At 59.5% G+C, this 14,833-nt stretch carries 17 protein-coding genes; 6 read left to right on the top strand and 11 right to left on the bottom strand.

Translation table 11 applies throughout. The features are described from left to right. Positions 1-75: 75 nt before the first annotated feature. The 3 genes from FZ934_RS27905 to FZ934_RS22880 form a co-directional block, all read right to left on the bottom strand. Complete coding sequence (locus FZ934_RS27905) at positions 76-690, bottom strand: hypothetical protein (RefSeq protein WP_194273877.1); 615 nt, start codon at positions 688-690, stop codon at positions 76-78. A 244-nt stretch (positions 691-934) separates the two neighbouring features. Further along, positions 935-1,207 carry a hypothetical protein gene (locus FZ934_RS22885; RefSeq protein ID WP_153273153.1) on the bottom strand — a complete coding sequence of 91 codons (273 nt, stop codon included), beginning with the start codon at positions 1,205-1,207 and terminating at the stop codon, positions 935-937. Position 1,208: 1 nt separating this feature from the next. Then, positions 1,209-1,463 carry a hypothetical protein gene (locus FZ934_RS22880; protein WP_153273152.1) on the bottom strand — a complete coding sequence of 85 codons (255 nt, stop codon included), beginning with the start codon at positions 1,461-1,463 and terminating at the stop codon, positions 1,209-1,211. 190 nt (positions 1,464-1,653) lie between these two features. Between FZ934_RS22880 and FZ934_RS22875 the strand changes: the two genes are divergently transcribed. After that, entirely contained in the window at positions 1,654-2,379 is a 726-nt protein-coding gene (locus tag FZ934_RS22875) for a response regulator (protein ID WP_153273151.1), read from the top strand. A 23-nt stretch (positions 2,380-2,402) separates the two neighbouring features. Here FZ934_RS22875 and FZ934_RS22870 read toward each other — a convergent pair whose 3' ends face one another. Then, on the bottom strand, positions 2,403-2,711 hold the full coding sequence (locus FZ934_RS22870; RefSeq protein ID WP_153273150.1) for a hypothetical protein: 309 nt from the start codon (positions 2,709-2,711) through the stop codon (positions 2,403-2,405). Positions 2,712-2,853: 142 nt separating this feature from the next. Between FZ934_RS22870 and FZ934_RS22865 the strand changes: the two genes are divergently transcribed. Further along, positions 2,854-4,341 carry a sensor histidine kinase gene (locus FZ934_RS22865; RefSeq protein ID WP_153273149.1) on the top strand — a complete coding sequence of 496 codons (1,488 nt, stop codon included), beginning with the start codon at positions 2,854-2,856 and terminating at the stop codon, positions 4,339-4,341. A gap of 437 nt (positions 4,342-4,778) precedes the next feature. On the opposite strand, the gene FZ934_RS22860 is transcribed toward FZ934_RS22865, so the two are convergent. Further along, entirely contained in the window at positions 4,779-5,771 is a 993-nt protein-coding gene (locus FZ934_RS22860; RefSeq protein ID WP_153273148.1) for a GlxA family transcriptional regulator, read from the bottom strand. Positions 5,772-5,875: 104 nt separating this feature from the next. Here FZ934_RS22860 and FZ934_RS22855 point away from each other — a divergent pair, with 104 nt between their 5' ends. Further along, entirely contained in the window at positions 5,876-6,418 is a 543-nt protein-coding gene (locus FZ934_RS22855; protein ID WP_153273147.1) for a cysteine hydrolase family protein, read from the top strand. Positions 6,419-6,487: 69 nt separating this feature from the next. Here the strand turns inward: FZ934_RS22855 and FZ934_RS28280 are convergent, their stop codons facing one another. After that, complete coding sequence (locus FZ934_RS28280; RefSeq protein WP_056818530.1) at positions 6,488-6,676, bottom strand: hypothetical protein; 189 nt, start codon at positions 6,674-6,676, stop codon at positions 6,488-6,490. Between the two features lie 202 nt (positions 6,677-6,878). On the opposite strand from FZ934_RS28280, the gene FZ934_RS22850 reads away from it, so the two are divergent. Together FZ934_RS22850 and FZ934_RS22845 are read left to right on the top strand one after the other, a co-directional pair. After that, positions 6,879-7,775: a LysR family transcriptional regulator gene (locus tag FZ934_RS22850; RefSeq protein ID WP_153273146.1), complete on the top strand. Its 897-nt coding sequence runs from the start codon at positions 6,879-6,881 to the stop codon at positions 7,773-7,775. Positions 7,776-7,807: 32 nt separating this feature from the next. Then, on the top strand, positions 7,808-8,932 hold the full coding sequence (locus FZ934_RS22845) for an HPP family protein (RefSeq protein WP_153273145.1): 1,125 nt from the start codon (positions 7,808-7,810) through the stop codon (positions 8,930-8,932). 6 nt (positions 8,933-8,938) lie between these two features. Here the strand turns inward: FZ934_RS22845 and FZ934_RS22840 are convergent, their stop codons facing one another. Then, positions 8,939-9,241, bottom strand: coding sequence for a hypothetical protein (locus FZ934_RS22840; protein ID WP_153273144.1), 303 nt, complete (start codon positions 9,239-9,241; stop codon positions 8,939-8,941). Between the two features lie 353 nt (positions 9,242-9,594). Between FZ934_RS22840 and FZ934_RS22835 the strand changes: the two genes are divergently transcribed. Further along, entirely contained in the window at positions 9,595-10,095 is a 501-nt protein-coding gene (locus FZ934_RS22835) for a hypothetical protein (RefSeq protein ID WP_153273143.1), read from the top strand. Here FZ934_RS22835 and FZ934_RS22830 read toward each other — a convergent pair. From FZ934_RS22830 to FZ934_RS22815, 4 genes are all read right to left on the bottom strand, one after another. After that, positions 10,092-10,715, bottom strand: coding sequence for a response regulator (locus tag FZ934_RS22830; protein ID WP_153273142.1), 624 nt, complete (start codon positions 10,713-10,715; stop codon positions 10,092-10,094). The genes FZ934_RS22835 and FZ934_RS22830 overlap by 4 nt on opposite strands. Then, positions 10,712-12,106 carry a sensor histidine kinase gene (locus tag FZ934_RS22825; RefSeq protein WP_153273141.1) on the bottom strand — a complete coding sequence of 465 codons (1,395 nt, stop codon included), beginning with the start codon at positions 12,104-12,106 and terminating at the stop codon, positions 10,712-10,714. Before FZ934_RS22825 ends, FZ934_RS22830 begins: the two co-directional genes overlap by 4 nt. A 127-nt stretch (positions 12,107-12,233) precedes the next feature. Beyond that, positions 12,234-12,854, bottom strand: a complete 621-nt coding sequence (locus tag FZ934_RS22820) for a hypothetical protein (protein WP_153273140.1) — start codon at positions 12,852-12,854, stop codon at positions 12,234-12,236. A gap of 258 nt (positions 12,855-13,112) precedes the next feature. Further along, positions 13,113-14,774 carry an arylsulfatase gene (locus FZ934_RS22815; RefSeq protein WP_153273139.1) on the bottom strand — a complete coding sequence of 554 codons (1,662 nt, stop codon included), beginning with the start codon at positions 14,772-14,774 and terminating at the stop codon, positions 13,113-13,115. Positions 14,775-14,833 lie beyond the last annotated feature (59 nt).

The raw sequence follows: 14,833 nt of genomic DNA, 5'->3' as shown, positions 1-14,833 counted from the left end.
ACGGTCTGACCGATTCAAGAACGGGCGATCCTTGTGGTCGCCCGTTTTACTTTGGACTGGACCATAAGCCGTGTGTCAATTTTCCGGAGCCGGGCCGGTGACCGTTTCCAGGCTTTGAAGGCAATCATCGTTGCCGGCGAAGCGTACCACCTCGTATATGGCCAGCCCCAGTTCTTCGTCGCCCGAGATCACCAGAGTTGCGGACTGCATGTTTGCGAAGCGTGCCCCAAGGTCGTTCCACTGGGAGAAGACCTGACGGTCCTGCGCGATGACGGACGAGCGAAACTCTCCGTCCTTGGCTGCGGCTGGGGTATGGGAATGATCGACTTCCTCATCCGGCGGCCCGAACTTCTCGGTCATTTCGGCCTTGGCGCGTGCAAACAGGCTCCTTGCGCTGCTGCCGCGGGCATCATCCTTGCTGTAGGGCGAGACGCCGACCACGTTGCAGATTCCTGCTCGTTGCACATAGGCGACGATATATTCGTCAAACAGGCTGCTACCGGACGGCAGTGATGTACAGACATACTGCCCCGTCGTATCCATAACGGATCCGCCTATCGCTCGGCAGCCGAGACTGGACGGGCGCTCCTGCTGCATCACTCCAAAAGGAAGATAATCTGGCAGGCTGCGAACCGCCGGGGTCGGCGAGAACGCTAGCGAAAGCGAAACAATTGCTTCCAGTGCTGGCATGTTGTCGTCCTATTTTCCTAGAAGAGCGATTCCGCAGCCGCGATGCAGCCCGGGTTCAGTAAGCGCCCCTCCGCCCATCCTCAAGGGTGCCAACGATCCTGGGATGTGCATAACTATGCATTCTTCAAGAGGGCGCGTCCGTCGCGCAACAGGGCCCCATTCGGCCACAAGGATGATCCGCCCCATCCCTTCCGGCGGGGTTGGCCGTAGCTGGTCTTTCCGGCTCTGGCGGTTAGCGTGCACGTCAGGCTTCCTCCTCGTCCGGCGGACTTGCGTCGCGCTTGAGCGTGTCCGCTATCTCGAAAAACGCACAGCCGAGCAGAAAGATCACCAGACACGGCATCCAATCAGTCGCACCCGCAAGGGCGAGCGCTGCCGTCATTGCTGCGGAAAGGCAGAAGAGGCAGCCCGCAAGGAACGCAAAGGCGGTCGAAAGTAGACCACGTCGGCGAACGTTGTGAACGAGGGTTACGCCGGACCACCCGCTCAGACCTCCGCGTTTCGGCAAGAGCCTCACGTTATTCTTCCAGAATCTCGACCGCGCTGGCGAAGGCTCTTATGCCCTGCGCCTGCTTGCCCTTCGAGCAAAGATCGATACCCAGTGACCGCAGCTTGTCGATCTCCCGGCCGCCGCGTTCCGGGTTTTGGCGCTCGGCGCGTTCGAACCGGAGCCGCATGTCCATGCAGCGCTTGTCGCGCGTCGACTGTTCTTCCTCGGCCCACCCCGCGTTGGGCGTCAGTGCAAAGCTTAGAAAAAGAAGTGATGGCCTCAAGAACATTCCGTAACCTTGGTCCAGACAGACGTCCGCTACTCAGGTTGTTCTCTCACAATTCGCCGCCCGCCGCTTTTCAACGACGTGATGAAAAGGTTTCCCTTGTGTAACATCGTCTTGTTGTGTGGGTCGTCAGGTGGCAAGGACAAGCCAACTCGCCTATTTTGCCGAGGTCGTTGGGAAACCTATCTTGAACTCTACCTTGCACATCCTCATCGTCGATGATGACGCCCAGATCCGATCCCTGCTCAAGGATTTCTTTCAACGCCGCGGCTTCAGAGTGTCGCTTGCGAGCGACGGGCAGGGCATGGAGACAGTGCTATCAGAAGGAAAGACCGATCTCGTCGTCCTCGACATCATGCTGCCAGGCAAGAGCGGGCTCGAACTCTGCCAGGAGCTGAGGCAGCGGTCGAAGATTCCGATTATCATGCTGACCGCGGTCAGCGACACCGGCGATCGGATCGTCGGGCTCGAAATGGGCGCCGACGACTACGTGTCGAAACCGTTCGATCCGCGCGAACTGTTGGCCAGGGTGCGTGCCGTCCTGCGCCGGCACAATGACCGGGACGCGCCCGCTTCAAGCGAGACAATATCCGTCTACAGGTTTGGTGGCTGGACGCTTGACGTGGACAGGCGCAGGCTTCTCGACAGTGACGGTGTTCGCGTGGAGTTGACGCGGTCGGAATTCAACCTGCTGGCTGCCTTGGTGGAGGCCTCGGGACGAGTGCTGAGCCGAGAGCAGTTGATCGAGCGTTGCGGAGGCGACACCAGCCAGAGCTTCGACCGCAGCATCGATATCCTGATCAGCCGACTGAGACGCAAGCTGGAGGATGACCCGAAGTCACCGTCGATGATCGAGACCGTGCGTGGTGGTGGCTACCAGTTCGTTGCCGAGACGACGCAAGGTGCCGGCTGACAGGGTTTCCTATCCGCAGATCACTAGATGTATAGGAACGCGAGCCACGCCAGAGTGCCGGCCACCGCCAGGATGGCGACGCTAACGCGCCAATCCACCAGGTCTTCGCGATATGCGTGCCGGTCTGCGTCGGCACGATCCGAAAGCTCTGTGATCAGTGCCATGACGTCTTCCTCGTCGCTCGGCGACAGGATGAATTCGCGAACTCTTCCATCCGCATCGATCCGAAGCTGCTTCACAGCTCCGCCATCTGCCGGCAAATTGTCGTTCTCGCCGTGCCTCGGCGCGGACGCATTTTCAGCGGGCGGCTTCCTGAGATTGTTGTCCACCATGGACCCTTTTCCTTGCTATGACGGTGTTTGGCGCCTTATTGCACGGCAGAGGGGGATTTGTTTGTCGGGCGGATGAAAATGATGTTTCTGGATTGTAAAGAATGTGAACTGGGGCGCCCGGGCCACGAGATCGGCGGCTCCCGTGGCTGAGCGTGCGCCCCGGCGGGCGCGGTTCGACCCCGCGCGCTTCTACGGCGTATCGGGTCGCCGCCTGCTCCCGCGTACACTGCCGGGCTGGGTGCTGATTGTTCTCATCCTCGCGCTGCTCGCCAGCCAGACCAGCCTCTTCCTGATCGTCTCGAAGGATCGATCGGCTTCAAACGAGATCGTCGATCTCTACAGGCTCAACGAACGGGCCTTTTGGCTTGCCAAGCTCATGGCGCCCTTGTCCGCGCCGGAGCGGGCGCGCATCGGAACGGAGCTCGCGGACTCCACGATCGTCGTCAATCTCTCGTCGCTTCCGGCCGTTGGTGCTCCCGTGGCGTCGAACGACACCCTTGCCGAGCTCGAGGACATCATTTTCGCGCGACTATCGAAGCTGGGTGTTGAAGACGTCCGTGTCCGCCTGGAGGACCCCGGCAAGCAGGAGGGGCCCGGGCAGGCCGCGGCCGAGCCGACGGCCGATAGCGGCGAGGTCGAGGAAGATCTGTCAGAGATAGCCAGCGATTTTCTGAAGAGCCAGCGTTATACCGTTTCCCTGCAGCTCAAGGATGGCCAATGGCTGAATTTCGTGACACCGGTCACGCCGATCGCGCCGCTGCTGGCACCCGACAGCCTGCCCAAATACCTGCTGGTCAGCGCACTTGTGCTGATGCTCGCCTTCTGGAGCGTTTCGAGGATTGCCGCGCCGTATCAGCTGCTGGAGGGCGCGCTTGGCCGTCTTGGCGAGGACATCAACAGCCCACCGATTGTAGAGGCAGGCGGGCGGGATATCAGGCGAGCGGCGCAAACGGTTAACAGGGCTCAGGCAAGCCTGCAGGCGAGCTTCGAAGAGCGCGAGCTATTGGCTGTCGCACTGGCGCATGATCTGCGGACGCCGGTAACGCGGATGCGCCTGCGCCTTGCGCTTCTGAGAAACTCCAAACTCAAGACCGAGCTGGAACAGGATATCGCCGACGTCGAGGAGACGGTCGAGTCGGTGGTCGATCTCGCCAAGCTCGGAACGACCTCGGAACCGGCCGAACTCATCGATCTCTGGAGCATGACAGATGCCATTGCCGATGAATACGAGCAGGCCAGTTTGGATGGCCGACCGGCCAAAGGCACAAGGCTTGTGTGTTCCGCGCCACCGGTGGTGCTGCGGCGCGCGGTGCGGAATCTGGTCGAGAACGCCATCAAATATGGGTCGGAGGCGCGGATTTACGTTTCCGCATCCGACGCATTCGTCTTCGTCAAGGTTCGCGACCGCGGACCTGGCATTCCGGATCAGGAGCTCGAGCGCGTCTTCAGTCCCTTCGTGCGTCTCGAACATTCCCGTAATCGCGATACAGGCGGATCGGGGCTGGGGTTGACGATCGCAAGAAACCTGGTCCGCAAGATCGGCGGCGACATCACGCTCAAGAGTTTGGAAGGCGAGGGGCTCGAGGCGGTGCTATCGCTTCCCCGTCATTCGCTTTCGAAGCAATCCTAGACGATGATGAGACGCACCGGACTGTGGCATTTGCGATCAAGCACTGGGTGACAGCCACATCTTCTGGGCGAAGGCCGCAATCGATAGCGAAATCTCAGCGAAACAGCAGATCATCGATGGCCCGCCGTGAGTCTTTAGGTCACGGCGGGCCAATGGAGGATCGGCATCAGAGTTGTTGACGTCGCGAAGAACGCCGATCCGGCACGTTCGAGACTAGCGTTGACATAACTCGGTGGAGCTACCTCTAAAGGACAGGATGCGGTTATGTTCGTCTAATGTTCGTGACCTGTCCGCAACATCCCCAGAAAAGGGCAGGCGGCTGTGGATAAGGCGCGGCGGCTCCTCCAGTCCCAGCGCTCGTAGCAACGAGGCTGGGTTGCAAGCGAACGCCTATCGCCCGACGACGAGCACCCTGGTATCTCCACGCCTCGCCGCTGTCAGGCGGATGTCACTGTGCCCCGTGAATTGAATCGCTGCCTGTAGTCGCTAGGCGTCAGGCCGACAATTCGAAGGAAGATCTTGCGGAAAGCACCGGCGTCGCCGTAGCCGACATCCCAGGCGATGGTCTCGATCGGGGTGACGCTGGTCTGCAACAGTTCGCAGGCCTTGCTGATCCGCATTCGCTGGCAGTACTCGGTCGTCGTCATACCGGTCGCCTTTTGAAAGCGGCGCAACATGGTTCGCTCTTCCAGGCCCGATTGTGCCACGAGTTTTGCCAGCCTCATATCCTTGGCGCCTGTCGCGTGCAGCCAGTGTTGAACCTTCAGAACGGCGAGATCTCCATGCGTGAGCCGTGGCGAGAAGCTGCTGTAAAACCGCTGTTCGCGTCCTGGCGGGTCGATGACGAGAAGCCGAGCGGTTTCGGCCATGATCGTTGAGCCAAGAAAACGCTCGACAAGCTTTAGGCCAAGATCCGTCCAGGCCATGACACCTCCGGCGGTCATGAGGTCGCCGTCGTCGATAACAAGCTTGTCGACGTCCAGGCGGGCTGTCGGGAAGCGGGCCGCGAACAGGTCCGCGTGCGCCCAGTGCGTCGTCGCGGATCTTCCCGAAAGAAGGCCGGTTTCGCCGAGAAGAAATGCGCCGGCACAGACCGAACAAAGAATCGTGCCCTGACGGTGCTGATCGATCAGCCACGGAGAATATGCGTTGGCGGTTTCGGCTGACGGCGCCTCACCAAGGGCGGGGGGCAATATCAGCACGTCCGGTATCATCCTGGATCGGGGTTCCGTTTCGAAGACCCTGACCGGCTGCAAGTCCGGCTCCTGTAGCCTCCAGTGGCTAACCGTGATCGCAAGCTCCGTTCTTTGTTCCGGGCGCCGCGACGCAAGGCGGGTCGCGACGCCGAAGAGGTCGGTCAGTCCGTAGACGCTGGCAAGTTGGGCGCCTGGATAGATAACCAGGCCGATCTCGATGGTTGATACGGTCATTTGTCGATATCAGCCTCCATTCTGTCGATATCGCCAATTGTGAAAATGCAGGCGCAGTGCGACCGTTTCCAGACACCACAATGTAAAACCCAAGGGAATCTTCCGTGACCGACCGTGCAATTCTCGTCATCGACCTCCAGAACGATTATTTTCCGGATGGCAAGCTACCGCTTGTCGGTATTGAGGATGCCGCCGCGAACGCGGCCCGCGTCATTGCTGCTGCGCGTAGGCGCTCAGATGCGGTTATCCATGTCAGACATGAGGCGATCCCTGCCGATGCGCCGTTTTTTGTTGCGGGATCCGAAGGCGCTGAAATTTATCGATCCGTCTTGCCGCTCGTGGATGAGCCGGTCGTCGTGAAGAATTACCCGAACGCCTTTCGGGAGACGAACCTGCGCGAACTGCTCGTCGAACAAGGCACGAAGGAACTGGTGATCGTCGGCGCCATGAGCCATATGTGCATCGACGCGGCAACACGGGCTGCTGCGGATCTCGGTTTCAGGGTGACTGTCGTGCATGATGCATGCGCAACGCGGGATCTTGAGTTCGCGGACCGAAAGGTCCCGGCTGCCGATGTTCATAGCGCTTTCATGGCAGCTCTAGCCGCTTATGCGTCTCTTATAACGACGGAGAATTGGCTAGGATAAGCACAAAAATGGACACGCTCTCGCTCGGGCCGTGTCCACCGTGGTTTCGCATCACGGACGCACTCCGAGCTAGCGGAAGCGCGGCTGCCTGGGTGCGCTGTTTGCCTGAATCTCATGCAATGGCGCATCGTTGCCGAGCAATTTCCGCAGTTTTCGTTCTTCGGATGACGAAATTCCGAACTTCTTGCAGTGGTCCGTAATGTTGTGATCCTTCGCACCCGGGATACGGACCTGCCGGTTATCGCGTTGGTGAGTCATTTGTGTTTCTCCACGAATTCGAGACGCCATGGAAGAAAACGCCGAGCGGCACACGATGTTTCAGAAATATCTGAAATAGAAGAGTAGTGCGCCACCTCACCGGGCGACCGGTCAAAAATCTGAACGTCGCATTGTCGCACGGGATTGCAATCATTCTCCGAATTGGAATATTACGGCGCATCATTCACGAAATGAGATCGATATGGATCTTTCCTCTCTGGAGATTTTCCTAGCTGTAGCTGAGGAGGGTAGTGTAACGCGCGCTGCGAAGCGGCTTGCGCGCGCACCCTCGAACGTCACGACACGCGTCCAGCTATTGGAAGAGCAGCTGGAGGCGCCATTGTTCAGCCGCGATGGGAAGAGGATGACGCTGACGGCACAGGGGCAGTGCTTCATATTCTATGCGAAGAGGATCAAGGCACTCGCGGAAGAAGCCAAGGCCGCGTTGAAGTCGGTCGAACCCCCGCGGATACTACGCGTCGGCACGATGGAGAGCACAGCTGCCAGCCGCCTTCCTCCCGTCCTTACTCAATTCAATGAGCAAAATCCGGAGGTCACCCTGCGGCTGACACTCGGGGCTACTCGCGAGCTCACGAAGGCGGTTGTAGCCGGCGACCTTGACTGCGCCCTCATCGCAACTCCACGGGGCGAAGGTGACTGGCTGGCATCTACCGGCATAAATACCGACGATCTTCACGCCGCGCCTGTTTATCGGGAGGACCTGCTCCTCGTGCTTCCGGCAAATCATTCGCCGGTCGCCAAGCCCGAAGACATCCGCCTTCCTGCCTTGGCAGCGCTGGAACCTGGCTGCACCTACCGTCAGGTGGCTGAGCGCTGGATCCGCAAGGGCGCGAACCTTCCGACAGTGGAAATGTCCTCCTATCATGCGATCCTTGCGCATGTGGTGGCAGGGAATGCTGTTGGTGTCATGCCACGCTCCGTGCTTGAGATGCTGCCATGGAGCAAAGACAGCAATGTCCATCGGCTTGGCCCGATCGATACGCTGCTGATTTCCCGCAGGACCGAGCGCTCCGATCCGCTCCTGGCCTTCGAAGAGATCATGTTGGCGTCGGTGGCCCCTGAGACCTTTATCCAGTAAGAAGTTTTCCGTTCTATCCGAAGAGTGCATGCATGCGACCCCCAAAGCCCAGTGACGCGCCGAGCCGCAGTCCCTTCTCTCGCTGGTTCCATCCCATTCTCGCCGGCGCGAGGTTGTCCGATCGCCTCCTCGCCTGCGCAGGCGCACTCGTGGCCATTGCTCTGACCGGCCTCCTCTGCGGGATGCTGTTTGGTGAGGGATCCCACCTGCCGCTGATCGTGGCGCCGATGGGCGCCTCGGCTGTGCTGCTGTTCGCGGTGCCGGCCAGCCCGCTGGCGCAGCCCTGGTCGATCATCGGCGGCAACACGATTTCGGCTCTCATGGGTGTCGTCGCCGCGAGCCTGATCCACGATCCGATCATCGCGACGGGTGTTGGGGTTTCGCTTGCGATCGCTGCAATGTCGTTTACCCGTTGCCTGCATCCGCCAGGTGGCGCCGCGGCGCTGACCGCGGTTCTCGGCGGTCCGGTCGTTGCCAGCTGGGGGATGCTTTTCCCGTTCGTGCCGGTGGCGCTGAATTCTTGCCTTCTCGTCGCGATCGGCCTCCTGTTTCACAAGCTGTCGCGACACAATTATCCTCACGTCGTCGCGGCGCCTGCGAATACGCATCTGACGGCCGATCCGCCGTCCAGCCAGCGCGCCGGCTTCGTCGATGAAGATATCGACGCGGCGCTTGCGACATTCAACGAGACGTTCGATATCGATCGTGCCGACCTCGGGCGCATCCTGCGCCAGGCCGAGCTTGAGGCCATCGCGCGCTCCAATGCGGAGATCCGCTGCGCGGATATCATGTCGCGTGATGTCGTGACCGTCGACGTTGATGCGACGGTCGAACAGGCTCGCTGGCTGCTGCTGAACCATAATGTCAGAACCCTGCCAGTGCTGGATCAGAATAGGAAGCTTGTAGGAACGGTAGGCCTGCGGGAACTGGCCGTTGCCTCCGGCACGGTGGAGCGACTGGCTTCGGAAGCGACCACCGCACGGGCCGATGATGTTGCCCTGGAGCTGCTTTCGGTCCTGACGAACGGCCGCACGCATGCAGTCATCATCGTTGACGATGACCAGAAGATCCTCGGGCTCATCTCGCAAACCGATCTGCTGAGTGCCGTCGCAAGATCGCTCCCGAAGGCCGGGGTGCGTCCGGGTGCGGCAGCCTGAGCCTCGTCACCGCATGGCGAGATAGCTCAGCAAACAAGCGGCCGCGATTGCGACCACAAGCTTCGGTCTCCTGTCGTCAAAAACGGAAGCCAGCGTCATGCCGCCGATCAATGTCGCGCTGGCATTCCAGAAGCCTTTGTCTGAGCAGGTCAGCGCGAGCGCCGCGAGGAACACGGCGCTCGCGATCATGTTCACGGGCGCGGCGGCCTTGAGGACGTCTTGTTCCGCCATATAGGGCAGGATGAAGCGACGCAGGCTGAGCGCCAGCGCGGCTCCAAGCAGAAGGCTCGTCAACACAGGGTTCAACATAGCTCACCGATCGATCCGTGGTAACGGAACGACGCAAGTGCCGTGCCAAACCGAGCCGGTCTGAGCGTCCGGCCCCCAAACGACGGATGTCCGGCTAAATGACGATGGTGGAGAGCGGCGTGACACTCCACCTACGCTGGATCGACCGCGCGCGTGCACAATTAAATGCCGCCAAAGCGATCAAAAAAACGCCACCTATTTACTTTCCGACAGCCCCTTCAGAGGATGCTTAACCACGGACCATAGTCCCATAGGACCCTGTACCATGGTCTTACGGCCTTGATTTTTCAGCTGCATATAGGTCTCATGCGCTTAGTTCTGCGTAGGAACTACGACGAACAGGGACGGAAGTCATGACATTCTCCAGGCGCACTTTTCTGAAGACTGTGGTGGGCGGCACGGTAGTCGCGGCCTTTCTTCCCGTTGCGATGGACAATTGGGGCGCAAAATCCATCTCGCTCGACGCCTATGCCAAGGACGGAAACAACGGCAATGGTAACGGCGGCGGGAATGGAAACGGCAACGGGAATGGAAATGGCAACGGTGGTGGCAATGGTAATGGTAACGGCGGTGGCAATGGGAATTCCGAGGGCGGAAACGGCAACGGTAATAAGGGCAACGGCGGTTCCGCTGGCGCAACGTCGGATACAACGGCGAGCAGCCGCAACACAGCCGATACCGAGACGCAGGCCAGCCAAGGTTCGGATGGCTCGATAAGAATACGGCACCCGAACGGCATCACGGAAGCGATCGTTGCCGGTCGCTACGTGATGAAGGATTCCAAGGGCAGGACGATCAGCAACCGGCAGGCGACACAGGCGGACCTCAGGCGCCTCAACCGATATTTTCGCTAGTATTTCTGCCGCCACTTCACGGCGGCTTCCGTGCGATTGGAAACGCCAAGCTTCAGCAATATCTGGGTCATGTGATGCTTGACGGTCTTCTCCTGCAGATTCAGGCGAATGGCGATATGCTTGTTGGAGAGCCCTTCGGCGACTAGCTCCATCACTTCCCGCTCGCGAGGCGTCAGCGAGTCCGGCATCGGGTCTGGTGCGCGAAGCGAGCTCTCCAGGATTTTGGCATGCATGGCCGGCGACACCACGCGCGATCCCTGGTGAATGGTCCGGATCGCCTCGGCCAGGCCGCGCGATCCAATCCCCTTCAGGACATATCCAGCAGCTCCTCGCTGCAATGCCGACGACAACGTACCGATCTCCTCGGACGCTGTGAGCATCAGCACTTTCGTTCGGGGACTTTTCGACAGTATTTCGCCGATCGCGTCGATCCCGCCGCCCGGCATCGAGACATCGAGAAGCATCACATCGGGACGGTCGGACGCAGCCAGCCGGGCGGCATCCTCGCTATTTTCTCCCTCGCCGACGACGACGAAATCGTCGACTTCGGAGAGGCTGCGGCTGACGCCCTCGCGAAAAAGTGGATGGTCATCCACGATCCCGATGGTAATCGCCGTCATTCTACGTCCTCCATTTCCAGAGACTGCAAGGTCATTGTAACGGTTGTTCCGCCCGCTCCGGTATTAATTGCCAGTTCTCCGCCCAGGCTGTCTACCCGCTCCCGCAAGCCGGCGAGTCCGAGCCCGGTTGGCCTGATATCATTGGGGTCGAAGCCAACACCCTGATCGCTAACCTCGATACGCACGACACCGTCCTCGATATTGGCCGTCACGGACTGCTTTACGCCTCCACCATGGCGGTACGCGTTGTTGAGCGCCTCTTGCACGAAACGATAGATACAGATCTTGACCGCCGCGGACAGCGTAGAACCATCGTCATCGATGCTTTGTTCCACCGAAGTCACGGTTCGGCCTTCATGTGCCTCGATAACCCTTTTCAGGATCTCGTCGCAGGATGCATTCTCGATCTGCGGCAGGATCAAACCCCTGCAGATGGTCCGTATCTCCGTCATTGCTTCGGCAAGGCTGGAACGGATCCAGGAAAGCTCCTTCTGCCTTGCTTCCGAACTCGTCCTGTCGTTGACGAGCATATCGCTGTCCAAACGAAGTGATGCATAGCCGATATGCTGGGCTGGGCCATCATGAAGGTCGGCGCCGACCTTCCGAAGATAGCTCTCGTTCAATGCGGCTGCACGCTGCGACGATCGACGCAATCGCAATTGCAGCGCCTGATTTTCGGCAAGCAGCCCGGTCAGTTCCCCGACCTTGTCCTTCAGATTCTGTCTTTGCCTGTCGATCAGCTGGCTCCCGCGAAAGACGAGGGCCGACAAGGTCAGAAAGAATATCGCTGTGAGAGCGGCGACGGACGCCCAGCTCTGCAACCGTGCCCGGGCGAGGCTATCCGACAACCCCTGTGCCGTTTCATAGAATTCAAGCACCGCAACTGCCTGCCCCGACCACGGCTGGAGGACGGGATTATAGATCTCCATCAATGGTTTGCCGAGCTTTCTTTCCTCTTCGCTCTCTGGATCTGAAGCAATTTCGTAACGTGCTTCCAACGAGCCTGCGAAGGCGCGGCTGAGTTTGTCGCTGACCGGGAAGGTGCGTCCTACCAGCTCCTTCTCGTTCGAGTATAGGATGGTCCCATCTCTCCTCCAGAGCTTGAACGAGACCAGCCGCTGGCCGAGCGCTCCCTGCGATAAGGTCTCATCGAGCGCCTGCGCGCTGCCTTCATCCAATACCGTTTGAGTCTGCATATCAGGCAGCAGAGGCGCGACCACGCTGTCAACGTACAGGGCGGTCGCCGCACCCGAATTATGGATGACGGCGTCCTCGATCATCGTCGTTACGAGACTGCCGATGAGAAACATGGCACCGATCGAGACAATGCCGCCGGTCAGAAAAAACTGCGAGGCGAGAGATCGGGAATTCCAACGTTTGAGCCAATGCATCTGCGGCCTGTCGACTGAGTACTCGACAAACATGGCACCAGTTTAGAAAAGGTCCAGAGAAATCGCGCCTCTGCCAAGGTCAATACTGGCCTGATGAACGACTGTGTTCAATCGGTGACGTGAAAGGTCACATCGGAGGTGTTGCGCCGTCAAGTCCGACCGCCAAGCGATCGGCCGCCAGCGTTTGATCACCGCTGTCGACGCCCTGCGCCGATACCGCAGCGCCCGGCTTTAGATCCTCCCGGGTGGCTGGGGTAAGCGCCACTATTTTCGTTCCGTCAGGAATGCTGACTTTCCGTTCGCCGCCCTTATAGGCCAGCGTTACCGTTTGACCGTTGACGTCCTTGACGGCATTGGCCACCGCCGCGTTTGTCATTGAGCCGTTCGGCCTGACGTTCCAAGGCCGATCGCCTTCGCCGGTACCCTTCATGGAAGCCGGAAAGATCACCACCTGCACCGCGCTGTTGATGCCGCCCGCGGCCGGCTGCGAACCGATCCCAACGAAGTCGCCAGCCTTGATGTCGGCCGCGGACGCATTTTTGACACCGAGTACTTTCAGGCCGGACGCGATTTTTACGACGATGTCTCGACCATCCGAATCCTTGATCTTCAAGGTGTCGCCATCGAGATTTTCGACCGTGCCGTGAACGCGGATCCTGTCAGCGGCATTGGCATCGTGCGGCGCGCTCACTCCGACTATGGCAGCTAAAGCAAGCGAGGACAGGATCGTCTTGAGATAGATGCGCATCGTTACTCTCCTCGAGACCTGCCGCTTGGCAGCGATTGGCAACAGCCGAGTAGCTCGTTGCAATTTCATGGCAAAGTTATCGCCGGCGTGTAACCGTCGCCAATCAAAGAACGGTGAGGCATTTTGTTTGTTGTGTGATTGGCGGTCGTGTACTGGCAGCATACCAAGCTAGAGCGCACCTCCGTCGTGTTGGGACGCCTTCATCCGTTTTGACCCACAAAGCGGAAGCGGGGAGCCCCTTGAGCTCCCCGCCGCGTATTACTGCGGCGCAAGCCGCTCGAGTTCGTTCAGTCGTTTCAGAGCCGCTTGTTGGCGGAGCAGGCCGTAATTGATGTTGCTGGCGTTCAGCGTGCTGCCTTCCTGATAGGGGAACTGGTCGAAATCAGAGAAGAAGTCCTTGATCTTTGCCTGCACGGGAACCAGGAGCCACATGTTACGGGCGAGGAATTCCATCGCACCGCCACCTTCCTTGAGCCCTCGTTCGTAGGGGTCCATTCTCAGATTGAAGATATTTGCCCAACTCGGCACCTCGCGTGTCGCGGTAGCGATGTTGCCTTCGCTGTTAACTGCGAAGGCAAGCTTCCAATCGTTCCAGCGAATTGCATTGAGATTGCCGCCCTGGTCGAAATAATAGACCGCGTCGCGGGGGCCGGTTTCCACTTCACTCTTCAAAAGAGGCGACAAGTCGTAGCCGTCCAGATGGACCTTGAACTCCTTCGTCCCGGATTTGAAACCTGCCTTCATCTGCTCTTTGACGTCGGATATGCCGGCGGCGGTGGCGAATGTCGGCATCCAGTCCATGAGTGTCACGATGTCGTTGACTTCCGTTCCGGGTTTCACGACGCCCGGCCAGCGAACCATCATCGGAATGCGGAAGCCGCCCTCCCATGTCGTCCCCTTCTCGCCGTGGAACATTGTCTGCGCGCCATCAGGCCACAGCGCGAGCTCGGCACCGTTGTCAGTGGTGTAGAGGACGATGGTATCGTCCGCGATGCCAAGCTGATCCAACTGGTCCAGCAACTGGCCGACGTGCCCGTCATGTTCCACCATGCCGTCGGCATGGATGCCCTTGCCGGTCTTGCCAAGCGAGTCAGGCTTCAGATGCGTGAATACGTGCATACGCGTCGAGTTGAACCAGCAGAAGAAGGGCTTTTCAGCCTTCGCCTGTCGATCGATGAAGTTCTTGGCCGCGGCCAGGAATTCCTCGTCGATCGTCTCCATACGCTTGGTATTCAACGCGCCGGTGTCTTCGATCTTCCCGTCCGCACTTGACTTGATCACCCCACGGGGGCCGAACTGCCTGCGGAAGGACGGATCCTTCGGGTAGAAATATCCCTCGGGCTCTTCCTCGGCATTGAGATGGTAGAGGTTGCCGAAGAACTCGTCGAAACCATGCTTGGTCGGCAGATGCTGGTCCTGATCGCCAAGATGGTTTTTGCCGAACTGCCCTGTTGCATAGCCTTGGGTTTTCAGCACGTCGGCAATCGTCGGCATCCAATCCTGAATGCCGTGCGGATCGCCGGGCATGCCGATCGTCAGGAGACCGGTGCGGAACGGCTCCTGCCCCAGGATGAAGGACGCCCGACCCGCGGTGCAGCTGTTCTGGCCGTAGGAATCCGTGAAGATCGCGCCTTCCTTGGCGATGCGATCGATATTGGGCGTGCGGTAGCCCATCAGGCCCATGGTGTATGCGCTAATCTGCGGTATGCCGATGTCGTCGCCAAAGATGACGAGAATGTTGGGCTTCTTGCCTGATGAAGGCAAAGTCTGCGTCTGCGCGGCTTGTTGCGCACTCGCGCCGCTACTCGCGGAGGCTGCCGCGATAGCTGTGAGAGCAAGGGAACTTCCGCCGAGTAGAAGGTTGCGGCGGCTGACAGATGTCAATTCGGCATCCGGTCTACCATTCTGTGTGCTGTCCATCTGGTAGTCTCCTCGATTGAAACGATGCCGGGAGAGAAGGCACGCATCATGGCGTCTGC

The sequence above is a fragment of the Rhizobium grahamii genome (genome assembly GCF_009498215.1).
In the GTDB taxonomy this organism is placed as follows: domain Bacteria; phylum Pseudomonadota; class Alphaproteobacteria; order Rhizobiales; family Rhizobiaceae; genus Rhizobium; species Rhizobium grahamii_A.
This window is presented reverse-complemented; position numbering and strand designations above follow the sequence as displayed.